Raw genomic sequence first — 24,912 nt, forward strand, 5'->3', positions numbered from 1 at the left:
ACAGCCCGTCAGGCGTGCCTGTCGAGCCAGGTCGAGATGACCTCTTCCAGCGCCTCGACCAGCGCCTCGTCATCTTCCAGCTCTTCGACGATCTCGGCAACAAAGGCATTGACGAGCATGGCCCGAGCCTTGTTTTCCGGAACACCGCGCGCCATCAGGTAGAAGAGCTGCGTGTGGTCGATATCGGCAACCGTCGCACCGTGGCCGCACTGCACGTCGTCGGCGAAGATCTCCAGCTCAGGCTTCGCCGAGAGATCGGCGTCGTCGGACAGAAGCAGCGTGTTGCATGCCATCTTCGCGTCGGTCTTCTGCGCGTCCTTGGCAACCAGGATCTTGCCCTGGAACACGCCCTTGGCACGATCGAACACGACGTTGCGGATGATCTCCGTCGACGTGGTGTGCGGTACGTTGTGGCCGAGCGTGAAGGTCACGTCCGTGTGGCTCTCGCCGCCGAGCAGGTTGATGCCGCGCAATTTGAAATCCGCACCCTCGCCGCTCGTCTTGCCATGGATCTCCTGGCGCACCAGCTTGCCGCCGGCGTTGATCACGAAGAGATGCAGCTTGGCATTCTTGCCGAGGTCGAAGCGGATCTGGCCGAGATGGGTATCGGCAGCGCCCTGCTGCTGCAGGATGATCCAGATGACATCGGCACCGTCGGCGAGCGTAATGTCGCTAACGGAGGAGACGAAGCTCTCGCCGTCTTTGGTCGACAGATGCCGCTCGATCACGGTTGCCTTGGCGTTGGCGCCGAACGTCACCGGGAAGCGCGTATGCGCCTGGCCGACACTCTGTACCAGCTGAATTTCCAGCGGATTTTCGACCGTTGCATCATCGCCGACGGCGATTTCGAGACCGCCGCGCACGAGACCGCCGTTGATGCGGCCGATCGCGTCGTCAAAGCCGAGCACAGCGAGGCCAGCCGTGGCCGAACCGTCGAGCAGGCTGTCGACATAGGAGCGGACCGTCACGCCCTCGGGAAGGTTGCCCTTGATCTCGGCCTGGCCGTTTCGGACCGAAAACACCGTAGAGCCCGGAACCAGCGCGTCGACGCGATCGGCAAAAGCCGTCGGATCGGCAGCCGGCACCGCGCGCAGCAGCGTGCGCAGGTCGGTGTAGTGCCAGGATTCGACACGGCGGGTCGGCAGACCCGCAGTCCTCAGTTCGTGCACCAGCGTGTCACGAACCGAAAGCACCGAACCGTCACCCGGCAGATCGCCGATCTGCGCGGTATAGGCGTCGACGAGCGCCGTCTCGGCCGCCGTCATCTTGATTGCCTGTTGCATATTCATTCGAACACTCCTTCAACAGGCTCTAAGCTGCGGCCTCGATGATATCCGCGTAGCCGTTGGCTTCGAGTTCGTGCGCCAGCGTCTTGTCGCCCGACTTGATCACCTGGCCCTTGTAGAGGACGTGCACCGTGTCGGGCACGATGTAGTCGAGCAGGCGCTGGTAGTGGGTGATGACGACGACGGCGCGATCCGGCGAACGCAGGGCGTTGACGCCGTCGGCGACGATCTTCAGCGCATCGATGTCGAGGCCGGAGTCGGTTTCGTCGAGCACGCAAAGCTTCGGCTGGAGCAGCGACATCTGCAGGATTTCGGCGCGCTTCTTCTCACCGCCGGAAAAGCCGACGTTGAGCGGGCGACGCAGCATTTCCGGTGCGATCTTCAGCTCGGCAGCGGCTTCCTTGACGCGGCGCATGAATTCCGGCGTCGTCAGCTCGTCTTCACCGCGATACTTGCGCTGTTCGTTCATCGCCACCTTCAGGAACTGCATGGTGGCAACGCCCGGGATTTCGACCGGGTACTGGAAGGCAAGGAAGATGCCCTTGGCCGCACGCTCGGACGCGTCGAGTTCCAGGATGCTTTCGCCGTTGTAGAGGATGTCGCCTTCGGTGACTTCGTAATCTTCGCGGCCCGACAGGATGTAGGAGAGCGTCGACTTGCCGGAGCCGTTCGGGCCCATGATGGCGGCAACTTCGCCGGCCTTCACGGTCAGGTTCAGGCCACGGATGATCTCGGTGCCGTCTTCGGCGATGCGGGCGTGCAGGTTCTTGATTTCAAGCATTTCTATCGTCCTCTTGGGAAACGAACGTTCGTTCGCGCGCAAACTCTCGGTGCGCGCCATTCAATTTTCAGTCCAGGGCCTTAGCCCACCGAGCCTTCAAGCGAGATGCCGATCAGCTTCTGCGCTTCGACGGCGAATTCCATCGGCAGTTCCTGGATGACTTCCTTGACGAAGCCGTTGACGATCAGCGCGATCGCCGCTTCGGTCGGGATGCCGCGCTGCAGGCAGTAGAACAGCTGGTCCTCGGAAATCTTCGACGTCGTGGCTTCGTGCTCGAACTGTGCCGTCGAGTTCTTCGCCTCGATGTAAGGAACGGTATGCGCGCCGCACTTGTCGCCGATCAGCAGCGAATCGCACTGGGTGAAGTTGCGGGCATTCTCGGCCTTGCGGTGGGCCGAAACCTGGCCGCGATAGGTGTTTTCCGAGACGCCGGCAGCAATACCCTTGGAGACGATGCGGCTCGACGTGTTCTTGCCGAGGTGGATCATCTTGGTGCCACTGTCGATCTGCTGGTGGCCGTTCGATACCGCGATCGAGTAGAACTCGCCGCGCGAACCGTCGCCGCGCAGGATGCAGGACGGATACTTCCAGGTGATCGCCGAACCGGTTTCGACCTGCGTCCAGGAGATCTTGGAGTTCTTGCCACGGCAATCGCCACGCTTGGTGACGAAGTTGTAGATGCCGCCCTTGCCTTCCTTGTCGCCCGGGTACCAGTTCTGCACGGTCGAGTACTTGATCTCGGCATCATCGAGCGCAACCAACTCGACGACGGCAGCATGCAGCTGGTTCTCGTCGCGCTGCGGTGCGGTGCAGCCTTCGAGATAGGACACGTAGGCGCCCTCTTCGCAGATGATCAGCGTGCGCTCGAACTGGCCGGTGTTCTTCTCGTTGATACGGAAGTAGGTGGACAGTTCCATCGGGCAACGAACGCCCTTCGGCACGTAGACGAAGGAGCCGTCGGTGAAGACTGCGGAGTTCAGCGTCGCATAGTAGTTGTCGGTCGTCGGAACGACGGAACCGAGATACTTCTTGACGAGATCAGGGTGCTCGCGGATCGCCTCGGAGATCGACATGAAGATCACGCCGGCCTTCTTCAACTCTTCCTTGAAGGTGGTGACGACCGAGACGCTGTCGAAGACGGCGTCGACGGCGATCTTCGACTTCTGTACGCCGGCGAGGATCTCCTGTTCCTTCAGCGGAATGCCGAGCTTCTCGTAGACCTTGAGGATTTCGGGATCGACCTCGTCAAGCGACTTCGGGCCCGTCACGCCCTTGGGAGCGGCGTAATAGTAGATCTCGTTGAAGTCGATCTTCGGATAGCTGACGCGTGCCCAGGTCGGCTCGTCGAGCGTCAGCCAGCGGCGATAGGCCTCAAGACGCCATTCCAGCATCCATTCCGGCTCGTTCTTCTTCTCGGAGATGAAGCGAATGATGTCTTCCGAGAGACCCTTTGGGGCCTTCTCGACTTCGATGGTCGTCTCAAAACCGTATTTGTACTGGTCAACGTCGATCTGACGGACCTGATCAATGGTCTCCTGCACGGCAGGCATGTCGTTCTCCAATCTTGCCGGATCCAAGGTCCGGCAGCTTGTCAACACGATGCGCTTGGCACACCGCTTATGTAATGGCTAAAAGGCGCTTTTCACCCTGTTTGCCAAGCGGAAAATTGCTTTTCCGCAATTTCGTCCGGTCGTTCCGCTCAGGCTGCTTGCCCGGGCGCTCGTCTTCTTGCTGCTACCTTTGCAAAGACCGCGGCGCAACGGTCGATATCAGCCTTTGTCGTGCCCTCGCCGATCGAGATTCGAAGTGCGCCCTGGCGCGGATCGTAACCCATCGCCGTCAGCACGTGGCTCTGCCCGACCTTGCCGGAGGAGCAGGCGGAACCCGCCGACAACGCCACACCTTCGAGATCGAAGGCAATCTGCCCGGTCTCGGCCTTGAGGCCAGGAAGCGTGAAGAAGATCGTGTTGCCAACGCGCGAAACGTCGCGGCCGTGAATAACCACGTCGGTTGCCGCGGCCAGCATCTCGCCTTCGAGCTTGTCGCGCAACGCGGTGACCACGCCCATTCGTTGGCCGACATCTTCGCCGACCTTCCGGGCGGCTGCTGCAAAGCCGGCAATCGCCACCGGATTTTCAGTCCCGGAACGGTGCCCCTTTTCCTGTCCGCCGCCGCGGATCAGCGGTGCGGGCATCATAACCTCGCCGCGCGCCACCAGCGCGCCGGCGCCCTTCGGGCCGCCGATCTTGTGCGAGGAGACGATCAGGAAGTCGGCGCCGAGGTCTTCAATCGAAAGGGGCACGCGGCCGGCGGCCTGCACCGCGTCGACGACGAGAATGCCGCCATGGGCGCGAACGATCTCGGCGATCGCGGCGATCGGCTGGATGATGCCCGTCTCGTTGTTGACCAGCATGACGGCAACCATCGGCAAGCCGAGCTGGCGATCATGCGCGGATAACAGCTCCCTCAGCACCGGGAGATCGACGACGCCGTCTGAAATCACCGGGATTTCGCTGAGGGCTTCGCGCGGAAAGCGTCCGCCTTCGCGCACAGCCGGGTGCTCGATCGCCGAGGCATAGAGCCGGCCGATCTTCAGCGGCGTGCGGCCCATGCGGAAATCGGGCGTAAGCACCAGGTTGGCCGCTTCCGTGGCGCCGCTGGTAAAGATGACGCTGCCAGGCTTGGCGCCGCAGAGCGCTGCCACGTCGCGACGGGCGTTTTCGATCAACGTGCGCAACGCGCGGCCCTCTCCGTGAACGGAAGAAGGGTTGCCAAGGAGGTCGAGCGCCGACAGGCAAGCCTCGCGCGCTTCGGGCAGAAGCGGCGCCGTGGCGTTCCAGTCCATATAGATGCGCGAACTCGACATGATTTCCTTCGCTAGATCAACAGGACACAGGCCCGCAACCTCTGGCGATGCATTTTCCTTGAATTTTCCGCGCCGCTTGCCTTATGAGACGAAGCACAAGGCGGAATGCCCGCACAGAAGTTTTGAACGGTTCTAAACTAGGTTTTAGAAAAGCTGACTGCTTTCGTCAAGACTCATCGCGATCTGAACCCAAGATTCGAACCAGGAACACTCCCGGAGAGCCAATGCCCGAAATCATCTTCAACGGACCCGCCGGCCGCCTCGAAGGCCGTTATCAGCCTTCGAAGCAGAAGAGCGCGCCGATCGCCATCATCCTGCACCCGCACCCGCAGTTCGGCGGCACGATGAACAACCAGATCGTCTACCAGCTCTTCTATATGTTCCAGAAGCGCGGCTTCACCACGCTCCGGTTCAACTTCCGCGGCATCGGCCGCAGCCAGGGCGAATTCGACCACGGCGCCGGCGAGCTTTCGGATGCGGCATCGGCGCTCGACTGGGTGCAGAGCCTGCATCCGGATTCGAAGAGCTGCTGGGTTGCCGGCTATTCCTTCGGTGCCTGGATCGGTATGCAGCTCCTGATGCGCCGCCCGGAAATCGAAGGCTTCATGGCCGTCGCGCCACAGCCGAACATCTACGACTTCTCGTTCCTCGCGCCCTGCCCGTCCTCGGGCCTGATCATCAATGGTGATTCCGACAAGGTCGCGCCGGAAAAGGACGTCAACGGCCTCGTCGAGAAGCTGAAGGCGCAGAAGGGCATTCTCATCACCCACAAGACGGTGCCCGGCGCCAACCACTTCTTCAACGGCCAGGTCGAAGGCCTGATGACGGAATGCGAGGACTACCTCGACCGTCGTCTCAACGGCGAACTGACACCGGAGCCGGCCGCCAAGCGTATTCGCTGAAAACCCGGGCCACGTACAGGAGCGCCGCGTACCCCTTCGGGTGCGCGGCGTTTTCTTATGGACAAATGCGCCCCATGGTCGTGCGCCCGAAGGCTGCAACAACTCTCACCCGATAGGATGAGTTTCAGCGCCGTGTGATCGGCGTATAGTGCAAGTCTAGGCTGTCTGGGTGGGGCAGAGCCGAGCAGCATTCACGGGAGGGAGCCATGTCGCAGGTGTCGAATGTGTCGGCATGCGAGCCGAGGTGGCTAACCCTGCCCGCCACTCCGCAGCTTCCGGCTGGCGGACGTGAGGGTGTTGTCGAGCTCGCGGACGCCAGGATCTGGCACGCGGTGTATGGTTCGGGTGCTCCCGTCATTTTGCTACACGGCGGGCTCGGCAATTCCGACTATTGGGGGCTTCAGGTCGCGGAGCTCGCCAAAACCTGTCAGGTCATCGTGATGGACAGCCGGGGTCACGGACGCAGCTCCCGAGGTAGTGGGAGCATGAGCTATGATCTCATGGCAGGCGATGTCATGGCACTGATGGCTCACCTGAGGTTGCCAAAGGCGGTCATCATCGGTTGGAGCGACGGCGCGATTATCGGGCTCCTGCTGGCGATGGGGCATCCCGATCTCATAGCCGGTGTCTTTTCCTTCGGGGCAAACAGCAATCCATCCGGAACACACGATTTTACCAAGAGCGTCGTCTTCAACGCCTATATCGCGCGAACGGGCGAAGAGTACGCCCTGCTGTCGTCGACGCCAGGGGGATTTAAGCGCTTCTTCGACGAGATGATGGCGATGTGGACTTCGCAGCCGAACATCACGGCCGACGACCTTCAGAAAATCCGGGTCCCTGTCTGGGTGGTGGATGGCGACCATGAGGAAGCCATCAAACGGGACGACACGCTGTTCATCGCCGACAACATTCCGGGGGCCGGCCTGTTGATCCAGCCTGAGGTCAGCCATTTTTCGATACTGCAGAACCCGCACCAGTTCACCGAAGACATCCTCCGGTTTCTCCGAGAGAAATGCATCGCCTAGACGCCGGTCGTCTATGACCGCCCGATCCAGTGTGGAACGCTTGGGTTGACGACCGTGGTCGGTGCTTCGGCACATTCGACACGGTTGCGACCGTTGGCCTTGGCCGTATAGAGCGCCTCGTCGGCGCGCTGTATCACCGGATCGAGCGCCTCGCCGATGCCGACGGCCGTGACTCCGAAGCTCGCCGTCACCCTTGCTGCTTCCGGAAGTCCGCCGATCTGCTGGGACATGATCGCCGCACGCATGCCGTGGGCGACGACGCGCGCTTCCGACAGGTCCGTGCAGGGCAGAAACACCGCGAACTCTTCGCCGCCGAGACGGCCGGCGACGGCACGGTTGGGCATCACGTCCATCAGCACCCGGGCGAATCGGCGAATGACTTCGTCGCCCGTGAGGTGGCCATAGGTGTCGTTGACCAACTTGAAGCGATCGAGGTCGGCGAGAATGACTGTTCCCGGCGTCTGGGTGGTGCGGGCGTGCAGGAGCGGCATGACCCGTTCGATGAAGCCACGGCGATTGTAGAGGCCGGAGAGCAGGTCGATTTCCGAGCGCGCCTGCGCGTCGTCGACAATCTCCTTGACCATCACGCCGAGCATGGCAAGGCCGGCGCCGACGATGAGGATCGCACCGAGCGCCTGCGAGATGAGCGCAAACGGGCTGGAAACATAGTCCTGGGCCGTTACGCCCGAGCCTGCGACGACCGCGGCATAGATCTTTACGAGGTAGTAGGCGGCCGAGAGCGCCAGCAGGCCGAACAACAGCCAGTCAAAGAAGGTGCGACGGCCGGAGCGAAGGACGACCGATGCCGTCCACGCCTGGATCACGACAAAGGGCGCCTGGTACGGGATCGCATGCTCCCAGGTGCCTCTCGGCAGGTCGTAGATCGCCAGGTCCAGGGAAACGCCGGCAACGAAGAAGGCGCCGAGCAACGGCACGCGCACCGGCACTTGATAGAAAAGGCCGAGGCCAAAACGCAGAAGACAGAAGCCGCCGAGCACGCAGGCAAAGGCGCTGACGGCAAAGAGCCGCGGGGTCGAGGAAAAGGGAACGATCGTTTCGCAGACGGCTGCAAGCGAGGCGACGGCAAATCCGGCAGCGCACCAGAGCGCCGCACGCCGCTGCCGGCTCTTTGCGGCAATGATGAGAAATGCGGCCGTGAAGATCTGCGCGATGATGAAATTCACGGCCAGCAGAGAAATCGCACCACCCATCGACGAACCCGAAACCCTCGTGCGGCACCAAGCCGCTCCTCGCCACCTCCAGTGGCAGCGGCTGAGATCCTAATTCGCTGTTGCGAAAATTTGATTAATCCGTTGGGATGACGGACTTATGGCGAAACGCGAGATCAACTTCAAGTTCTTGCCGCGCGCCGGCCGCCGCTGACCGGTTGCCGCACGCCCGTCGTTCCCGGATAGGTAAGCGGCAGGCCTCGCAAGGCACGCACGGCGAGGTAGGCCCAGGCCTCGGCCTCCATCGAATCGCCGTTGAAGCCCACCGCCTCCGCCGCAAGCACTGTCGCGCCCTCTACTTCGGCAAGCGAAGCGAGGTCACGCATGATCACCGGATTGAGCCGGCCGCCGCCGCAGACGACGTAGGTCACAGGCGGCTGTGGCAAGTGCCCCGCCGATTTGATGATCGCTGCCGCCGTGACATGGGCAAGCGTACGTGCGCCGTCGGCAAGGCCGGCATCGCTTCCGGCCGGAGGTGCAAAATCGTTCCGGTCCAGCGAGCGGCGCGTGGCGGCGGTGAAGAAGGCATTGGAGAGATAGCGTTCGGCAAGCGCCGGCAGCACCGTTCCCTCGCTGGCGATCATGCCGCCCTGGTCGAAGGGAATGCCGACATGCGCTTCGACCCACTGGTCGATCAGCGTGTTGCCGGGACCGCTGTCATAGGCAATGAGCGTCTCGCCTTCGCCAATGAAGGTCAGGTTGGAAATGCCGCCGATGTTGACGAAGACAACCGGTGCTGGAAGGCCGGCCGCGCCTCGCGCCAGTGCCGCGTGGTAGGCGGGGATCAGCGGCGCGCCCTGCCCTCCATGTTCCATGTCGTTGGCGCGCATGTCGTAGACGACATCGATGCCCGTTTCTCCGGCAAGGAGCGCGCCGTCGCCGATCTGCACCGTCAGGGCCTCGTCCGGGCGGTGCAGCACGGTCTGTCCGTGAAAGCCGAGCACGTCGATATCAGCCGCCGACAGGTTGTTCTGTTTGAGGAAGGTCCTAACCGCTTCTGCGTGTCGCAGCGTCAGGTCGCGCTCAAGCGCATCAAGGGCGCCCGGCCTTTGGTCACGTTGCGTGATCGCCTTCGCTTCAACCAGTCCCTGCTTCAAGCGATCCCGAAATCGCGCGTCATAGGGAAAGCTGGCGGATGGTCCGCGCTCGACGACGGTCTCCCCGTCGGTTCGCAACAGGGCCACGTCGATGCCGTCCATGCTCGTGCCACTCATCAGGCCGATTGCGGTTCTTGTCTGTGTCATGCGGGTCAATATTTCCAGAATCACTTTTGAAGTGATTATGCGCAAAAACAGTGCTAAACGCCCGTTCGTTCAAAAACTCCCCCCGCAAGAGAGACAGATCATGTCCGGTTTCAAGTCCGATTTCCTTCACACCCTCAGCGAGCGTGGCTTCATCCACCAGATCTCCGACGAGACTGGCCTGGACGAACTGTTCCGGAAGGAAACCGTGACGGCCTATATCGGCTTCGACCCGACGGCGCCGAGCCTGCATGCCGGCGGCCTGATCCAGATCATGATGCTGCACTGGATGCAGGCGACCGGCCACCGGCCGATCTCGCTGATGGGCGGCGGCACCGGCATGGTCGGCGACCCGTCCTTCAAGGACGAGGCTCGCCAGCTGATGACGCCGGCGACGATCGACGCCAACATCGCCAGCATCAAGACGGTGTTCTCCAACTACCTCAGCTATGGCGAAGGCCCCAAGGACGCGTTGATGATCAACAACGCCGACTGGCTGCTCGGCATCAACTACCTCGAATTCCTGCGCGACGTCGGCCGTCATTTCTCGGTCAACCGCATGTTGTCCTTCGACAGCGTCAAGACGCGGCTTGATCGCGAGCAGTCGCTGTCCTTCCTCGAATTCAACTACATGATCCTGCAGGCCTACGACTTCGTCGAGCTGCACAAGCGCACCGGCTGCCGCCTGCAGATGGGGGGCTCGGACCAGTGGGGCAACATCATCAACGGCATCGACCTCGGCCACCGCATGGGCACCGAGCAGCTCTATGCCCTGACCTCGCCGCTTCTGACCACCTCGTCGGGCGCAAAGATGGGCAAGTCGGTCAACGGCGCCATCTGGCTGAACCCGGACATGCTGTCGGCCTATGACTTCTGGCAGTACTGGCGCAACACCGAGGATGCGGACGTCACCCGCTTCCTGAAGCTCTACACGACCCTGCCTATGGCCGAGATCGATCGGCTCTCCGAGCTTGGCGGCTCTGAGATCAACGAGGTCAAGAAGATCCTGGCAACCGAGATCACCGCCATGCTGCACGGCCGACCGGCCGCCGAGCAGGCGGCGGAGACCGCTCGGAAGACTTTCGAGGAAGGCGCGCTCGCCGCCGACCTGCCCTCGGTCGAGATCCCGACTGCTGAGCTTGAAGCCGGCCTCGGCCTGCTGACGCTGATCGTACGCGCCGGTCTTGCCGCTTCCAACGGCGAGGCTCGTCGCCATGTCCAGGGCGGTGCCGTCAGGATCAACGACGAGGCCGTCAGCGACGAGCGTCGGATCATCGGCACCGGCGACGTGACCGCCGACAATGTCGTCAAGCTGTCGCTCGGCAAGAAGAAGCACATTCTGGTGCGCCCGGCCTGAACCGGAACGCCACTCAAGAATTTGAAGGGCCGGCCCTACAGCGCCGCGTGTCTGTTAAGACGCGCAAAGGTCGCTGTAGAACTTTGAAGTGCTGCATGTTTTGTCCTTAAATCGGCGACGATTTAAGGAACATGCAGTGCGCCGGCCTTCTTCATTGGAACTCGAAGATGCTGCGGAAGACGCCCGGCGCGATGATCGACAAAGGATTGATCGTCAGCTTCGGCTGGTTGAACGGGCCGTTGAGCTTGAAGGTGATGCCGAGCAGGCCGCGGTCGCGGCCGTTGCCGAGCAGCACGCCGATCAGCGGCAGTTCGCCGAAGATGCGGTTCAGCCCATAGGCCGGCATGAAAGTGCCAGTCATGTCCATGATGCCATTGTTGTCGCGCACCGTTCCCTGGAAGGTCGCGCCGACATCGGTGCCGCGCAGCACGCCGCCCTCGACGCGGATCGCGCCACGGTCGAGCGCCAGTTGCGCGAAGCCGCGTTCGAAGCGGGCCGAGCTGACGTCGATGTCACGGCGCACGGCCTGGTTCAGGCTTCGGCCGTCGGCACCGGTGGGCGTCGACACCATCGATTGCAGGCGCTGCTCGCCGACGAGCTGGAACTTTCGGATATCGACGCTGCCCCGCCAGGAGCGCCCGCCACGGTCACGCAGTTTGAGATTGAGCAGGCCGCCGCGCATGTTCTGGTAGATGTCGGCAAACCGCGCCAGCGCGCCGGCATCTCCCGTAGTCAGCTCTAGCGTGTTGTCGGCACCGGCCTTGGCGAGCCGGGCAACCAGCGCCTGACCGCTGCTCGTCACGGCCGAGAGGTTGACGTCCTCGATCTGACGTCCGCGCTCGCCGTAGACCAGATTGACGTTCGAGAGCGATTCGCCGTTGAAACCGGTGACGCGATCGAGCTGGGCCTTGATGGCAATGTCGTCGCCACCACCCTGGTTCTGGTCGCTTCCGGTCTTCAATTGCGCCAGGATCGGCCTGATATCGGCTGCAGCGCCGCTGAGCGACGCCGTGTAGCCGCCCCTGGTGCGGTCGATGGAGACCTTGAAGTCGTCGCCCTGCGCCAGGCGGACATTGTCGAGATCCGCCGAGAGCAGACCGCCATCGTCGATCTGCAGCTTGCCGCGCGCACCAAAGCCGTCGCCGGCAACCGCGAAATTGCTGATTGTTGCGATCTTGCCGTCCATCGAGGACGTGAACTGCGCCTCGGCCGGAATCCCGACGCCCTTGCTCCAGCCGATCCAGGGAAGCGAGAGCTGGGCTTTCGTGAGGTCGATCTCTGCCGTCTGCCGGCTCGCCTCGTCGATTGCAACGTCGATCGTGATCGGTCCGGAAACGATCCGAGAAAGCCCAGGTATCAGTTTCTGCCAGACACCCTGCTCCAGCGAGCCCGAAATCTCGCGCGAACGCTTGACGGTCGAACCGGAATCGACCGGTTCCGTCAGCGCGACCTTGACCTTCGCGCCTTCGATACGGGCATCCGCTTCGAGGACCGCCTGCTGATTGTCGACCCGAAATGTGCCGACGAGATCCTCTACGGCGCGCCCGAACATGGCCTTCTGGACGGTGACCTTGTCGAGCTGCATCTGTACCTGATAGAGCGGTTTCGGCGGCTTCTGATCCGAGATCAGGCCGAAACGGGCGCCCACGACGGCGGTCAGAGGACCGCTGAAATCTTCCGGCAGCAGCGGGGTCTTCTGCAGCGCCTGAATCGGCTTGTAGCTCACGAGCTCGGCGATCGCATCGGCATCGCCGCCAACCTCGATCTTCATCTCCGCCATCAGTGGTTTCGTGTAGACGTCGGGAAGGATGAAGTCGCCGCCGTTGAGCGCGACCGCGCGTCCAGACGGGAAGAAGGCGGTCCCCTTCTCGATCTCGGCTGTCATGCGCTGGCCGCTCAGTTTGAACTTGCCGGAGGTGTCGCGCAGCGGGGGTATCTCGCCGGTGATGTTGATGCGCGTGTCGTCGATATCGAAGTTGATATTGAGCTCCTGCTCGTTGAGCTTGAGCTCGCCTTCGTTGGTGGCGATCCGCCCCTCGGCGACCGATACTTCGATGCGGGCATTGGTGACCGTGCCGCCGAAGAGGTTGGCGATCGCCCAGCGCCGCGCGCCCTTGGCCAACCACCACGGCCACAATTGCTTGACGGCGGTCGCCTCCATGCGATCGCTGACCGAGGCGAAGCTGATCTGCGGTGATGTCTTGCCGAAGGCGACGGAAAGCGATCCGAACATCGAACCGAGCGGGGTCGACACGGCGAGCTGGTCGAAGATCAGTTGGCGCTTGTCCGACACAAACCGGCCATTTGCCTTGGCATCGAAGATCAGCGGCGCGTCGGCGACGTCTTCCGGGGCGGAGCTTGCGTTCTTGAGCAGGAGGTCGATGGCAAACCCCTTCTCCGTTGCGCCGGCAATCTTGTCGAGGTCGATAATCGCCCCGGTAAACGGAAAGGTCGAACGGCCGATCTTGACGGCCGACGGCAGAATTTCGACGGACGAGCGCTCGAAGTCATAGGCGACGTCCATTTGCGAGGCATTGAGCGTCGAGACGAGGTTGCCTGCGTGGAACTCGCCCTTGGACGTGCGCACTGTCACGCGCAGATCCGGTTTCGCATTGCCCGCGGCCCGCGTCGCCTTCAGCGACAGCCCGGCCGATGCGACGACGCCGAAGGGCGGCTCCGAGCCGACTTTACCGTGGTAGAAGAACGGTGCGAGCGGCAGATTGGTGATCGACGCTTCGAAGCCGGTCATGTGCCCCTTGTCGCCAAGGGCGTCGGCGCTGAGATCGACGTCCACCCCGTCGACGGTGACGCTGCCCTTGACACTCATCGAGCCGCCGGCGTCACGGTTGAACTCGAGCGCGTTGGCGACGACGGGCACGACGCGATCGCGGGAGCCGATGACGGAGAAGCTGAAATCCGACAGCGTGACCTTCTGGCTGCCGCGGCCGGCCGCCATCTGCGATATGCGGTCGACGTGGGAGAAGATTGCCTCCAGCGTATCGCCAACGTCGGCAATGCGGATCTTGGTGAGATCGAGCGGTTCGCCGCGCGGCAGCAACCCGGAATCGAAATCGCCGCCTTCCGCTTCGAGGTTGGAGACGGTGATGCGTCCGGTCATCAACGCCAGCGGGTCGAGCGCGATCGAGATCGCGCGGAGCTTGGCGACCGGCTGGCCTGAGGACGCTTCGCTGAGCGCCACTTCGCGGGCTCTGAGCGCAATCGCGCCGCTCGCGGTCATGCGCACCACAGTGCTGCCGACCTCTACGCGGTAGGCATCGCCGAGCGCTGCATTGAGTGCGGTGCGGGCGCGCGCGTTAAGCGTGCTGTCCATCACCCCGCTTTCGATGACGACAATGAGGATCGCCGCGATGGAAAGCGCGAGCAGCGATGTCAGCAGTGCGATCTTGGCACAGAAGCGCGCGGCTCTGTTCTTGCGCGGCGCGTGCACGATCATGGGTTCGTGCGCCTGCGCCGAAGGCAACGCATGCAACGCGACGATGTCTTTCTTGCGAAAGCCGACTTTTTCGCCGCGGATCTCACTCATCAGCGCGGGCGTCCTCCATACGATACGAGCTTCGTCGTCGCCCTCCGTCTCTGTCATTTCGGGGCGACCACTTCTCGCTTCTTGTAGACCACATGTCATCGTGCCGAGTCACCAAGGGACGCGGGACCATGCTGTGGAAAGCGACCACCTGCGATGGAATTCGCGCGCGCAGGCGACTGCAACGTTTCGTAGCGGCCCATGCCGTCCGAAACCTGTCGAATCTAGCACAAATGCGCTGGACGGCAGTCGACGATTTTCGCTATGCCCAACAGCGCCGCGTGCCTTGTGGCGCGCAAATGTCACTCGACTAGCTTGAGCACTGCACGTTTTGCCCTCTGGTCGGCAAAGACCAATGAAAACATGCAGTAGCGCCCGATTGTCTGCAAAACTTGGCGGAAGGAAGGTTTAATCATGGCAAGACCCGGTCCCGGAGATGTCGCTCCCGACTTCACCCTGCCGCGTGACGGCGGCGGTACGATTTCGCTCTCGGCCCTGCGCGGCCGCCCGGTTGTTCTGTTCTTCTATCCGAAGGACGATACGCAGGCCTGCACGCTTGAGGCGATCTCGTTTTCGGAACTTGCCGACGACTTCGCCGCAGCCGGCATAGCCCTGATCGGGCTTTCGCCCGACTCGGTGAAGAAGCACGACCGCTTCGCCAAGAAGCACAACCTGACGGTGCCGCTCGCTGCCGACGAGGAGAAGTCGGTCGTCGAAGCCTATGGCGTCTGGGTCGAGAAGATGATGTACGGGCGCAAGTACATGGGTGTCGAGCGCAGTACCTTCCTGATCGGCGCCGACGGTGTCGTCGTCAGAGTTTGGGAAAAGGTGAAGGTGGACGGCCACGCCCGCGAGGTCCTTGACGCCGCAAAGGCGATCTGAGGGCGCCGATGACGGAGTTGCCCGTGTTCCACAGCCTGCGGGGCGGTGCAGTCGAAGCGATCCGCGCCGCCGACCTCGAGGTCAAGACGGCGCTCGCGCAGGAAGCCGCCCGGCGCTGGCAGCGCCGCACGCTGTCGCTGCGCTCGCCGCTCGACCGGCCGGTGCCGGTGCGCCCAGGCCGACCGGACAAGCCGGTGCTGACGCCACCGACGCAGGTCAAGCGCCGGTCTCTCGGTTCGCTGAAGGGCCGAATCGCACTTCTGCACTCCATCGCCCATATCGAATTGAACGCCGTCGATCTCGCCCTTGATATCGTCGCCCGCTTTGCAACCGAGCCGGTGCCCAATTCCTTCTTCGACGGCTGGATGCGTGTCGCCTTCGAAGAGGCGAAGCACTTCCGCATGGTCCGCCAGCGCCTGAACGACCTCGGCGCCGACTATGGCGACCTGCCTGCCCATGACGGCCTCTGGCAGGCGGCGCACGATACGCGCAACGACCTGACGGCGCGGCTCGCCGTCGTGCCGCTCATTCTCGAAGCGCGCGGTCTCGACGTGACGCCAGCGCTTCAGGCCAAGATGCGCGAAACCGGCGACTTCGAGAGTGCGGCCGTGCTCGACGTCATCTACGAGGACGAGAAGGGCCACGTCGCCGTTGGCGCCAAATGGTTCCGCTTTCTCTGCGCCCGCGAGAAGAAGGACCCGGCAGCGACCTTCCAGCAGCTGGTGCGCGCCAATTTCCGCGGTCCCCTGAAGGCGCCGTTCAACGATATCGCCCGCGCCGAGGCCGGCCTGACGCCGTCGTTCTACCGCTCGATGACCGCTTCGACCAATCGATAGCGGACATCACCTTCCCGCAATCTTGCTTACCGATTGTTAACCCTAACAAAGTGTAATGATCCCCAGGTGATGCGAGGCAACGCGCACATGGCGGGAGAGAACGGGTGTCTGGACATCAGGCAAATCGTACCTTTGGAAAACGCAAGCAGAATCACGTCCTGATCCTGGCCAGCGGCGACAAGGTCCGGCACATGACCGTGCGCCCGTGGATGGCGGCGATCGCTGTCTCCTTTGCAGGCGTCTGCAGCATCGGCTATCTCGCGGCCACTTCCTATCTGGTTTTGCGCGACGACCTGATCGGCGGCACGATTGCCCGCCAGGCCCGCATGCAGCATGAATACGAGGATCGGATCACAGCGCTGCGGGCGCAGGTCGATCGGGTCACCAGCCGGCAACTGCTCGACCAGCAAGTGGTCGAGGAAAAGGTCGAGAAGCTGCTGCGCCAGCAGATGGCGCTGACCTCGCGCAACGGAAAGCTCGGCGCCCTGGTCGAAAGGGCCGAAAATTCCGGCGTCACGACCGCAACCGATGCGCCTGCGGCCGTCGAGCCGCTTGCCTATGAAAAACGCGCCGATGCGAGCAGCAGCGGCAGTGTCAAGGCAATTGAGAAGCTGATGGGACTGAACGTTGCGCCGGTCAGTGCTGCAGCTGTCCCCGCCCTCGCCTATGCAGCACCCGATGCCGGCGAATCAAGTTCCGACCGCGCCGACCGGATTTTCTCAAAAGTGACGCTCTCGCTGAAAGATGTCGAGCGCGAGCAGATGACGCGGGTCCAGCGACTGACGGACGGTGCGGCGAAGACATCGGATGCGATTCGTTCGATCGTCGGGCGCACCGGTGTCGACCTGCCCGTTGACGATGTCGCCGAGTTGATTCCGGCCAACGACATATCCGGCTCCGCCGAGACGGCGATCGGCGGCCCCTTCGTCGAGCCTGTGAACGATGACGATTTCGGCCGTTCGCTTGCCGCACTCGATACCGCACTCCTGGAGCTCGACCGCACGCGCGCCGAGGTCCGCAAGCTGCCCTTCGGCAACCCCTCGCCGGCCAGCGACATCACCAGCGATTTCGGCAACCGGCTTGATCCGTTTCTCGGGCGTCTGGCGCTGCATGCCGGCATCGACTTTCGCGCAACGGTCGGCACGCGCATCCGCTCGGCAGCGCCTGGAACGGTGACCAATGCAGGGTTGACGGGCGGCTATGGAAACATGGTCGAGATCGACCACGGCAATGGTGTCGCGACGCGCTACGCCCACCTTTCCACCGTGCTGGTGAAAGCCGGCGACCGGGTGAAGGCTGGCGAAGTCATTGCCAAGTCCGGCAACACCGGGCGCTCCACCGGACCGCACCTGCACTATGAAATCCGGCTGAACGGCAATGCCGTGGATCCCATGCGGTTTCTGGATGCGAGCACCAAGCTTGCGAGCTATATGAACTGACGCTGCCGCGTGGTTCCGCTTGACAAGAAATGCGACAGATTCGCCACTATTTACCTTTTACTGCTTCAACGTGCTGGATTTCTTGACTTTCGGCGGCGTTCAGCTTAAGAGCGCGGCCACGTGCTCGTGCGTTTTCCATCGATCGATCAGTGTTCTATTGAACCGGAACGGAAACAGATTTCCCTTTGACCAATTTTGCTGACCTTGGCCTGAGCCAAAAAGTTCTCTCCGCTGTCACCGATGCGGGCTACACAATCCCGACCCCGATCCAGACAGGCGCTATCCCGCCGGCGCTGCAGCGTCGTGATATTCTGGGCATCGCCCAGACGGGCACGGGCAAGACCGCTTCGTTCGTGCTGCCGATGCTGACGCTGCTCGAAAAGGGCCGCGCCCGCGCGCGCATGCCGCGTACGCTCATTCTGGAGCCGACGCGCGAACTCGCCGCACAGGTCGCAGAGAACTTCGACAAGTACGGCAAGAACCACAAACTCAACATCGCGCTTCTGATCGGCGGCGTGTCCTTCGACGAGCAGGACCGCAAGCTTGAGCGTGGCGCTGACGTGCTGATCTGCACGCCCGGCCGCCTGCTCGACCACTTCGAGCGCGGCAAGCTGCTGATGAGCGGCGTGGAAATCCTGGTCATCGACGAAGCCGACCGTATGCTCGACATGGGCTTCATTCCCGATATCGAGCGCATCGCCAAGCTGATCCCGTTCACGCGCCAGACGTTGTTCTTCTCGGCGACGATGCCGCCGGAAATCCAGAAGCTTGCCGACCGCTTCCTGCAGAACCCGGAGCGCGTCGAAGTCGCCCGCCCGGCTTCCACGGCTCAGACGGTGACGCAGCGCTTCGTTGCGGCGCATGCCAAGGATTACGAGAAGCGCGCGGTACTGCGTGATCTGATTCGCGCCCAGGACGAACTGAAGAACGCGATCATCTTCTGCAATCGCAAGAAGGATGTCGCCGACCTCTTCCGTTCGCTCGACCGCCACGGCTTCTCCGTCGGTGCGCTGCATGGCGACATGGACCAGCGGTCGCGCATGACGATGCTGGCCAACTTCAAGGACGGCAACATCAAGCTGCTCGTCGCCTCCGACGTTGCGGCCCGCGGCCTCGATATCCCTGATGTCAGCCACGTCTTCAACTTCGACGTTCCGATCCATGCGGAAGACTACGTCCACCGCATCGGCCGTACCGGCCGTGCCGGCCGCTCGGGCGCGTCCTTCACGCTGGTGACCAAGCGCGACACGAAATTCTCCGACGCCATCGAAAAGCTGATCGGCCAGAAGGTCGAATGGCTGAACGGCGACCTTTCCAATCTGCCTGAGCCGATGGAAAGCCACGATACCGGCCGCCGTGAACGCGGTCGTGATGGCCGCAAGGACCGGAAAAAAGATGGGGATCGCGGCTCCAAGGCCCGTTCCGATCATAAATCCGATACCGTGCGCGCCGATAGTGAGGCCGAAATTGAAACAGTCGTGGAAAGGGCGGAATCGGTGAAACCGGCACGCAGCGCAGAGAACAAGCAGGCACAGAACAACCGTGGCGATCGTCCGGTGCGTGCATCGAACCCTGCCAACGACGACAATCGCGACCGCCGCAACCGTCACCGCCGCGACTATGACGACGGCCCGACGCCCGTCGGCTTCGGCGACGAAATCCCTGCCTTCATGCTGATTGCCGGCAAGGCCTAATCCGAACGGATGGGCCAGCCGGGCATCGATTTTCCGGGCTTCGGCTGCGGACTTGTCATCGTGCGCGATGGCAAGATTCTGCTCTACAGGCGCGTCAATGCGCCTGAGGCCGGGCATTGGAACATCGTCGGCGGCAAGGTAGATCACATGGAGCGTTCGCAGGCTGCGGCCTGCCGCGAGGCCGAAGAAGAATCCGGCCTCAAGATTGGCTCGACCGAATTCCTCTGCCTCAGCGAACAGGTGATCGACGCTGACCGCCAGCACTGGATCTCGATGATCTATGTGACCCGGGATTTCTCAGGTGAACCTCAACTCACCGAACCGGACAAGCTTTCCGAATTCGGCTGGTTTAGCCTCGACGCCCTGCCCCAACCGCTATCCCGCTTTACCGCCGATGCCGCCGATGCCTTGCGCAGGCATGAACAGGGCGTCGCCGCATAGCAGCCGCCCACCGGGGGCCGGTGTTCTTCGTACGTCCCTCGTTCTGTGCATTGCTGGTGCCGCTGTCGGCGGCGTTCCGCGGGCACCAACGGATCCGGCCGATGTCACTTAGGCGCGCCGATGGGAAACGTGGTGATCGTGTCAATATTTTCATCTGAGGCGCAGCTGCCGCGCATAGGCTGGACGGCCTACTTCCTGGAGCGTAGCGCCGCCTCATAGGCAAGCCGCACCCACCGCGCCATCTCGTCGGGATCGTCGAATGCGTCGTCCGGAATGCTCCAATAGGGCATCTTCACCGGCTTGCCCTTGCCGTCATAGGCCCATTGCCGCGAACCGGCCGCCTCCAGCGCAGGCGCTGTTTGCTCGTCGCCCTTCAGCAGAATTTCGCCATCGACCTCAAGGGCGAAGATCACACCCTGGCAATAAATGCCCTTGCCGCCGAACATCCGCTTGATGGTCACCGGCCCGAGGACCGCGAACATGTCTTCGATTGCGGCATTATTCACGCGTCTGTTCCTCCAAGATACCGCCGGCGGCGACGATCTGTTCCGGCGTGTCGAGATCGAGGCGCGCCGCCGCGCCGAGTTCGACATCGATGACCGGCAGCCCGCTCTTTTCGATAATGTGCCTTGCACCAACGTCTCCGACCAGTTGCTTGATCGCCGAAAATGTCTGTCGCGGCAGGATCACCGGATTGCCGCGCTGTCCGCCTGCGGTCGCGCGGATGATGGAGCGGCCACCTTCGGCGACGAAACGTTCGATGAGCCGGCGCAGATCGTCGCCGGTTATCCCGGGCATGTCTGCAAGCATCACCAGCATGCCCGGCGCCCGCGCCCCGACTGCCGAAAGCCCGGCCGTCAGCGAAGAGGCCATGCCCGAAATGTAGTCGGGGTTGGAAACGAACGTCACCGGCAGCCCTTGCAGCGCGTGGCGGATATCGGCCTCGCGGTGGCCGGTCACGACGCTGACCTTGCCCGGAGCGGCCTTAAGCGCGGCTTCGACGCTGCGGCGCACGAGCGGCACGCCATCGAAAGTTGCGAGAAGTTTGTGCCCGCCGTCAGCGCCCATACGGCTGGCCCGGCCAGCGGCCAGAACGACGACTGAAACCGAGCCGGATGACAACTCCGTTGCATGTTCGCGTGGCTGCGGCCGGGTCGGGATCTCACTCAACAAGCCGCCGACGCCAAGGCCGGTAATATCGTCGAAACTCGGCCACTCGCCGGCAAGGATACGGTCGAGGATCCAGTCGAAACCATTCTCGCGCGGGCTGCGGGCGCAGCCGGGTGCACCGATGACCGGCGTTTCGCCGACGCGGCCGAGAACGAGAAGATTGCCGGGGTCAACAGGCATTCCCACATGATCGACCACGCCGCCGGCCCGCCGGATCGCCGCCGGAATGACGTCTTCGGGATCGGCAACCGCCGAAGCGCCGAAGACGAGCAGCAGGTCGTGCGTTGATCGCATTTCGGCGATCGCCGCCGCCACGGCGTCTTCCCTATGCGCGACGCGCCGTTCGGTGAAGAGTTCGCTTCCGGCCTGTCGCAGCCGTGCCGCGAGGATGGCATGGGTCTTGTCCATGACCTGGGATTTGAGGTTCGGCAACTCCGTTGCTATCAAGGCCGCGCGGCGCGGCGCAAACGGCTTGACCTCGAAGGCGCGATGGTCGCGCAGAAGCCTCTCCGCCTGCTCGACGAAGGCGCCTGCGACCGCAAGCGGGATGATCTTGATCGTTGCGACCATATCGCCGGGCTGCACCGGCATATGGTCGTCGAGACAGGCGAAGGTGATGGAGGGATCTAGGCGGTTCAAGCGATCGACAATTTCGCGGCTCGCAACGAAGAGGCCTGCGACCTCGGAATAGACGTTGACGCGGCCGGTCGCTGCCCGCGAAAACCGGAGATGATCGGGGGCTACGGCCGCGGCAATGCGCGTGGCCGCCTCATCTTCCGGGAGGTCGCCGGCATCAAGGCGGGCGGCCACCACCTGCTCGACGCCTGCAGCGGTCAAAGCGACGATGTCGGCGGCTGTGACCCGGTGCCCCTTCGGCAGCCTGGCATCACCGACCTTCACCGCATGCGCGAGCATCGCGCCCTCTGCTTCTGCGACCTTGATCGGGCCGAACCTCATACTCCACTCCCTGCGGAAGCAACGTCCCGCCGTCGCAGCGCCTCGATGATTTCGGCGAGGATCGCAACCGCGATTTCGGCGGGACTTGCCGCGCCGATATCGAGACCGATCGGCGCACGGATGCGAGCCATGTCGGCATCGGCGACACCCGCACGCCGCAGTCTTTCGATCCGTGTGGCATGTGTCTTGAGGCTGCCGAGCGCACCGACATAGAAACAACCGGCCGACAGTGCCGCCCGGATCGGTTCGTCGTCGATCTTCGGGTCATGCGTCACGGCTGCAAGTGCCGTGAAGCGGTCGAGCGGTCTGAGTTTCAGTGCGTCCTCCGGCCAATCGGCGATGAGGTCGACGCCCGCAAAACGTTCCGGCGTGGCAAAGGCCGTACGCGGATCGATGATGGTCATGTCGAAGCCGGCAACGGGCGCAAGCTGCGCCAGGGCCTGTGAAATATGCACCGCGCCGATGACGAGGATGCGCGGCGGCGGCAGGTAGACATTGAGGAAGAAGGAGCCCTGCCCGGTCTCGACGATGCCGGCCCGGCCGGACCGCAAGGCACGGGCAACGGCTTCGCCCCAGGGTTCTGGACAGTCGTCACCTTCGAGGTAGACGCGGACACCACCGGTAAGATCGCTGACGGTGACGGCGGCGCGGCGGGCCGCGCGCGCAAGATTGAGTGTTTCCAGGATCGCCTGTTCCATCGTCAGCCGTTAACCCGTTCCACGAGGACCCGGATCCGGCCGCCGCAGGAAAGCCCGACGCGCCAGGCGGTCTCGTCCGCGACGCCGAAGTCGAGAACGCGCGAGGTGCCAGAGGCGATCACGTCGGCCGCTTCGGTGATGACCGCGCCCTCGACGCATCCTCCCGAAACAGAGCCCTGAAAATTGCCGTCACTATCGATCACCAGATGGCTGCCGACCGGCCGTGGTGCCGAGCCCCAGGTCTCGATCACTGTTGCGATCGCCACCCGGCGTCCTTCCTTCAGCCAGGCTTCGGCGATGTCGAGCGGATCGAGAACATTCACTGCCTGCCTCATGCCTGCCACCTCCCATGCGCGCCGGTCACCGTGGCCCGGCCAGGATCTAGGAACCGCCGCGGGTCTGCCTGGCGGGAGCGCTGCCCGGACAGCGCCTTCACCAGTTCGCCAATCGATTCAAGATTGTGCACGGCCCGGAATTCGTCAACATGCGGCAGCATCGCCCGCACACCGCGCGCCCGCGCCTCGAAGCCGTCGAAGCGCAGCAGCGGGTTCAGCCAGATCAGCCGCCGACAGGATCGGTGCAGGCGGTCGATTTCGATTTCGAGATCGGCGACGTCATCGCGCTCCAGACCGTCGGTGATCAGAAGCACGATCGCGCCCTGCCCGAGCACGCGCCGCGACCAGCGCCGGTTGAACTCATGCAAGGTCTCGCCGATGCGCGTGCCGCCGGACCAGTCCTTGACCGCAGCGACGCAGTCGTCGATCGCCGCATCGGGATCACGATTGCGCAATTGGCGCGAGACATTGGTCAGCCGGGTTCCGAAGAGGAAGGTATGAACGCGCCGCCGTTCCTCGGTCAGCGCATGCAGAAAGTGCAGAAAGATGCGGGTGTACTGGCTCATCGATCCGGAGATGTCGGCGAGCACGACAAGCGGCGGATGGACGACGCGCCGCTCCCGAAACCTCGGAAGGATCAGTTCGCCGCCAAAGCGCATGGCGTCGCGCATGGTGGCGCGCGGGTCGATGCGGATCTGCCGCTTCGAGGGGCGGAAGCGCCGCGTGACGACGCGGTCCATCGGTAGCGTCAATGCCGAAAGCGCGCGCTTGGCCTCGGCGAGCTCGGCAATGCTCATCTGCGCGAAGTCCGCCCGGCGCAGAAGCTCGCGACCGGAGACCGTGAAGCGTGCATCGACTTCGATCTCCGGCTCGTCGCGCGGCGGTCGATCGGCCTCGTGACCAGAAAGCAGCGCGTCGCTGACGCGGGTCTCGCCTGCCCGGCGCTGCTGCCGTTCGCTCTCGCGTTCCGGCGCCAGCGGCGACATCATCGCGATCATTTTTTCGACGAGACCGCGCGACCGCCAGAACAAGCGAAACGCCTCGTCGAAGACCGGCTGGTCCTCGTGACGTTTGACGAAGACGCATTGCAGCGCGGCGTAGAACGCGTCCCGTCCACCGATCCCGATCAGCGCCACCGCATCGATGGCGTCGGCGATGGCGCCTGGCCCGATCTTGATGCCGGCGCGCCGGAGCGCGCGCGCGAAGAAGACAAAATTGTCGGCAAGCCGTCCGTCGCCTGCCGCGATTGGCGGGGGAACATCGTCCCTGTGCTGTTCCCGCGCCTCCGTCATCAGCTTGCCGCCAGCAATTCCGCCTTGACCTCAGAGAGCAGCTTTCGCCCCTCTGCCCCCTCTATCCTGGCGATGTCGTCCTGGTATTTGAGTAGGGTGCCAAGCGTATCGGCGATCGTCTCTGGATCGAGCGCCAGCCGGTCGAGTTCCGTCAGCGCCGTTGCCCAGTCGATGGTTTCGGCAACGCCCGGGTTCTTGAAGAGGTCGATCGTGCGCAGCCGCTGCACATAGGCGATGACTTCCCGTGACAAGGTGGCATTGCAGCCGGGAACCTTGCGGCGAATGATCTCCAGTTCCTGCGCCGCCTTGGGATAATCGACCCAATGATAGAGGCAGCGGCGCTTCAGTGCGTCATGGATCTCGCGGGTGCGATTGGTGGTGATGATGACAACAGGCGGTTCGTGCGCCCGGATCGTACCAAGTTCCGGAATTGTCACCTGGAAATCGGACAAAACTTCCAGCAGGAATGCCTCGAAGGCTTCATCTGTCCGGTCGAGCTCGTCGATCAGGAAAACGGGCGCGCGTCCCGAATTGGAGGAAATGGCCTGCAGAACAGGACGGCGGATCAGGAAACGTTCGGAGAAGATGTCGCTTTCGACCCGCTTGCGGTCGACCTTGCCGGATGCTTCCGACAGGCGGATTTCGAGCATCTGCGCCGGATAGTTCCACTCGTAGACGGCCGAGGCGACGTCGAGCCCCTCGTAACATTGCAGCCGGATCAGCGGCCGGTCGAGCGCCTTGGCCAGAACCTTGGCGATCTCCGTCTTGCCGACGCCGGCTTCGCCCTCAAGAAAAAGCGGGCGCTTCATCCGGAGTGCAAGAAAAAGCACCGTCGCCAGCGCCGTGCCGGCGAGATAATCATGTGCCTCCAGCAGTGCCATCGTCTCTTCGATGGACTGTGGCAGGCCCGTTGCCGCCTGTGCCATGTCTCCTCCACCAC

At 63.1% G+C, this 24,912-nt stretch carries 21 protein-coding genes; 8 read left to right on the top strand and 13 right to left on the bottom strand.

All coding sequences use genetic code 11. The features are described from left to right. Nucleotides 1-8: 8 nt before the first annotated feature. From sufD to IB263_RS06820, 4 genes are all read right to left on the bottom strand, one after another. Nucleotides 9-1,289 (bottom strand): Fe-S cluster assembly protein SufD, encoded by a 1,281-nt coding sequence (gene sufD, locus IB263_RS06805; protein ID WP_113554799.1) that lies wholly within the window; start codon nucleotides 1,287-1,289, stop codon nucleotides 9-11. Nucleotides 1,290-1,311: 22 nt separating this feature from the next. Beyond that, complete coding sequence (sufC, locus tag IB263_RS06810; RefSeq protein WP_034794631.1) at nucleotides 1,312-2,067, bottom strand: Fe-S cluster assembly ATPase SufC; 756 nt, start codon at nucleotides 2,065-2,067, stop codon at nucleotides 1,312-1,314. Between the two features lie 80 nt (nucleotides 2,068-2,147). Next, entirely contained in the window at nucleotides 2,148-3,617 is a 1,470-nt protein-coding gene (gene sufB, locus IB263_RS06815) for a Fe-S cluster assembly protein SufB (RefSeq protein ID WP_060585120.1), read from the bottom strand. A gap of 149 nt (nucleotides 3,618-3,766) precedes the next feature. Next, nucleotides 3,767-4,933, bottom strand: coding sequence for a cysteine desulfurase family protein (locus IB263_RS06820; protein ID WP_192438055.1), 1,167 nt, complete (start codon nucleotides 4,931-4,933; stop codon nucleotides 3,767-3,769). A gap of 224 nt (nucleotides 4,934-5,157) precedes the next feature. Here IB263_RS06820 and IB263_RS06825 point away from each other — a divergent pair, with 224 nt between their 5' ends. Further along, the gene (locus IB263_RS06825; RefSeq protein ID WP_034794344.1) at nucleotides 5,158-5,835 is read left to right on the top strand and encodes an alpha/beta hydrolase; all 678 of its coding nucleotides are present in this window, start codon (nucleotides 5,158-5,160) and stop codon (nucleotides 5,833-5,835) included. 206 nt (nucleotides 5,836-6,041) lie between these two features. After that, complete coding sequence (locus tag IB263_RS06830; RefSeq protein WP_134887055.1) at nucleotides 6,042-6,860, top strand: alpha/beta fold hydrolase; 819 nt, start codon at nucleotides 6,042-6,044, stop codon at nucleotides 6,858-6,860. Nucleotides 6,861-6,871: 11 nt separating this feature from the next. On the opposite strand, the gene IB263_RS06835 is transcribed toward IB263_RS06830, so the two are convergent. After that, nucleotides 6,872-8,071 carry a diguanylate cyclase gene (locus IB263_RS06835; protein WP_060585115.1) on the bottom strand — a complete coding sequence of 400 codons (1,200 nt, stop codon included), beginning with the start codon at nucleotides 8,069-8,071 and terminating at the stop codon, nucleotides 6,872-6,874. 140 nt (nucleotides 8,072-8,211) lie between these two features. Continuing rightward, entirely contained in the window at nucleotides 8,212-9,333 is a 1,122-nt protein-coding gene (locus tag IB263_RS06840) for an anhydro-N-acetylmuramic acid kinase (RefSeq protein WP_192438057.1), read from the bottom strand. A 100-nt stretch (nucleotides 9,334-9,433) separates the two neighbouring features. Here IB263_RS06840 and tyrS point away from each other — a divergent pair, with 100 nt between their 5' ends. Then, on the top strand, nucleotides 9,434-10,687 hold the full coding sequence (gene tyrS, locus IB263_RS06845; protein WP_034794357.1) for a tyrosine--tRNA ligase: 1,254 nt from the start codon (nucleotides 9,434-9,436) through the stop codon (nucleotides 10,685-10,687). A 151-nt stretch (nucleotides 10,688-10,838) separates the two neighbouring features. On the opposite strand, the gene IB263_RS06850 is transcribed toward tyrS, so the two are convergent. Next, nucleotides 10,839-14,231, bottom strand: a complete 3,393-nt coding sequence (locus IB263_RS06850; protein ID WP_192438060.1) for a DUF3971 domain-containing protein — start codon at nucleotides 14,229-14,231, stop codon at nucleotides 10,839-10,841. 411 nt (nucleotides 14,232-14,642) lie between these two features. Here IB263_RS06850 and IB263_RS06855 point away from each other — a divergent pair, with 411 nt between their 5' ends. The 5 genes from IB263_RS06855 (at nucleotide 14,643) to IB263_RS06875 (ending at nucleotide 19,520) form a co-directional block, all read left to right on the top strand. Continuing rightward, the gene (locus IB263_RS06855; RefSeq protein WP_034794362.1) at nucleotides 14,643-15,110 is read left to right on the top strand and encodes a peroxiredoxin; all 468 of its coding nucleotides are present in this window, start codon (nucleotides 14,643-14,645) and stop codon (nucleotides 15,108-15,110) included. An 8-nt stretch (nucleotides 15,111-15,118) separates the two neighbouring features. After that, nucleotides 15,119-15,946, top strand: a complete 828-nt coding sequence (locus tag IB263_RS06860; protein ID WP_034794364.1) for a ferritin-like domain-containing protein — start codon at nucleotides 15,119-15,121, stop codon at nucleotides 15,944-15,946. 104 nt (nucleotides 15,947-16,050) lie between these two features. Beyond that, on the top strand, nucleotides 16,051-17,385 hold the full coding sequence (locus tag IB263_RS06865) for a M23 family metallopeptidase (protein WP_060585112.1): 1,335 nt from the start codon (nucleotides 16,051-16,053) through the stop codon (nucleotides 17,383-17,385). 185 nt (nucleotides 17,386-17,570) lie between these two features. Then, on the top strand, nucleotides 17,571-19,079 hold the full coding sequence (locus tag IB263_RS06870) for a DEAD/DEAH box helicase (RefSeq protein WP_034794369.1): 1,509 nt from the start codon (nucleotides 17,571-17,573) through the stop codon (nucleotides 19,077-19,079). A 9-nt stretch (nucleotides 19,080-19,088) separates the two neighbouring features. Then, nucleotides 19,089-19,520, top strand: a complete 432-nt coding sequence (locus IB263_RS06875; RefSeq protein WP_034794370.1) for an NUDIX domain-containing protein — start codon at nucleotides 19,089-19,091, stop codon at nucleotides 19,518-19,520. A gap of 188 nt (nucleotides 19,521-19,708) precedes the next feature. Here IB263_RS06875 and IB263_RS06880 read toward each other — a convergent pair whose 3' ends face one another. From IB263_RS06880 to IB263_RS06905, 6 genes are read right to left on the bottom strand one after another with little or no spacing between them, the layout of a single operon-like run. Beyond that, nucleotides 19,709-20,026, bottom strand: a complete 318-nt coding sequence (locus tag IB263_RS06880) for a TfoX/Sxy family protein (protein WP_192438062.1) — start codon at nucleotides 20,024-20,026, stop codon at nucleotides 19,709-19,711. Continuing rightward, nucleotides 20,019-21,647: an NTP transferase domain-containing protein gene (locus IB263_RS06885; protein WP_192438064.1), complete on the bottom strand. Its 1,629-nt coding sequence runs from the start codon at nucleotides 21,645-21,647 to the stop codon at nucleotides 20,019-20,021. The genes IB263_RS06880 and IB263_RS06885 overlap by 8 nt, the downstream gene beginning before the upstream one ends. Continuing rightward, on the bottom strand, nucleotides 21,644-22,345 hold the full coding sequence (locus tag IB263_RS06890) for an XdhC family protein (protein WP_060520755.1): 702 nt from the start codon (nucleotides 22,343-22,345) through the stop codon (nucleotides 21,644-21,646). Before IB263_RS06890 ends, IB263_RS06885 begins: the two co-directional genes overlap by 4 nt. Nucleotides 22,346-22,347: 2 nt before the next feature. After that, complete coding sequence (locus IB263_RS06895; RefSeq protein ID WP_060520754.1) at nucleotides 22,348-22,680, bottom strand: XdhC family protein; 333 nt, start codon at nucleotides 22,678-22,680, stop codon at nucleotides 22,348-22,350. After that, nucleotides 22,677-23,972, bottom strand: a complete 1,296-nt coding sequence (locus IB263_RS06900; RefSeq protein WP_192438066.1) for a VWA domain-containing protein — start codon at nucleotides 23,970-23,972, stop codon at nucleotides 22,677-22,679. The genes IB263_RS06895 and IB263_RS06900 overlap by 4 nt, the downstream gene beginning before the upstream one ends. Continuing rightward, nucleotides 23,972-24,898 (bottom strand): MoxR family ATPase, encoded by a 927-nt coding sequence (locus IB263_RS06905; protein ID WP_192438068.1) that lies wholly within the window; start codon nucleotides 24,896-24,898, stop codon nucleotides 23,972-23,974. The genes IB263_RS06900 and IB263_RS06905 overlap by 1 nt, the downstream gene beginning before the upstream one ends. Between the last annotated feature and the right edge of the window lie 14 nt (nucleotides 24,899-24,912).

It is taken from the genome of Ensifer sp. ENS03, assembly GCF_014852035.1.
Taxonomy (GTDB): domain Bacteria; phylum Pseudomonadota; class Alphaproteobacteria; order Rhizobiales; family Rhizobiaceae; genus Ensifer; species Ensifer adhaerens.

Coding starts and splice junctions, on each gene's coding strand:
- IB263_RS06820 (WP_192438055.1), bottom strand. CDS start 4,933: ATGTCGAGTTCGCGCATCTATATGGACTGGAACGCCACGGCGCCGCTT.
- IB263_RS06905 (WP_192438068.1), bottom strand. CDS start 24,898: ATGGCACAGGCGGCAACGGGCCTGCCACAGTCCATCGAAGAGACGATG.
- tyrS (WP_034794357.1), top strand. CDS start 9,434: ATGTCCGGTTTCAAGTCCGATTTCCTTCACACCCTCAGCGAGCGTGGC.
- sufC (WP_034794631.1), bottom strand. CDS start 2,067: ATGCTTGAAATCAAGAACCTGCACGCCCGCATCGCCGAAGACGGCACC.
- IB263_RS06825 (WP_034794344.1), top strand. CDS start 5,158: ATGCCCGAAATCATCTTCAACGGACCCGCCGGCCGCCTCGAAGGCCGT.
- IB263_RS06835 (WP_060585115.1), bottom strand. CDS start 8,071: ATGGGTGGTGCGATTTCTCTGCTGGCCGTGAATTTCATCATCGCGCAG.
- sufD (WP_113554799.1), bottom strand. CDS start 1,289: ATGAATATGCAACAGGCAATCAAGATGACGGCGGCCGAGACGGCGCTC.
- IB263_RS06855 (WP_034794362.1), top strand. CDS start 14,643: ATGGCAAGACCCGGTCCCGGAGATGTCGCTCCCGACTTCACCCTGCCG.
- IB263_RS06900 (WP_192438066.1), bottom strand. CDS start 23,972: ATGACGGAGGCGCGGGAACAGCACAGGGACGATGTTCCCCCGCCAATC.
- IB263_RS06890 (WP_060520755.1), bottom strand. CDS start 22,345: ATGGAACAGGCGATCCTGGAAACACTCAATCTTGCGCGCGCGGCCCGC.
- sufB (WP_060585120.1), bottom strand. CDS start 3,617: ATGCCTGCCGTGCAGGAGACCATTGATCAGGTCCGTCAGATCGACGTT.
- IB263_RS06850 (WP_192438060.1), bottom strand. CDS start 14,231: ATGAGTGAGATCCGCGGCGAAAAAGTCGGCTTTCGCAAGAAAGACATC.
- IB263_RS06885 (WP_192438064.1), bottom strand. CDS start 21,647: ATGAGGTTCGGCCCGATCAAGGTCGCAGAAGCAGAGGGCGCGATGCTC.
- IB263_RS06860 (WP_034794364.1), top strand. CDS start 15,119: ATGACGGAGTTGCCCGTGTTCCACAGCCTGCGGGGCGGTGCAGTCGAA.
- IB263_RS06875 (WP_034794370.1), top strand. CDS start 19,089: ATGGGCCAGCCGGGCATCGATTTTCCGGGCTTCGGCTGCGGACTTGTC.
- IB263_RS06830 (WP_134887055.1), top strand. CDS start 6,042: ATGTCGCAGGTGTCGAATGTGTCGGCATGCGAGCCGAGGTGGCTAACC.
- IB263_RS06895 (WP_060520754.1), bottom strand. CDS start 22,680: ATGAGGCAGGCAGTGAATGTTCTCGATCCGCTCGACATCGCCGAAGCC.
- IB263_RS06840 (WP_192438057.1), bottom strand. CDS start 9,333: ATGACACAGACAAGAACCGCAATCGGCCTGATGAGTGGCACGAGCATG.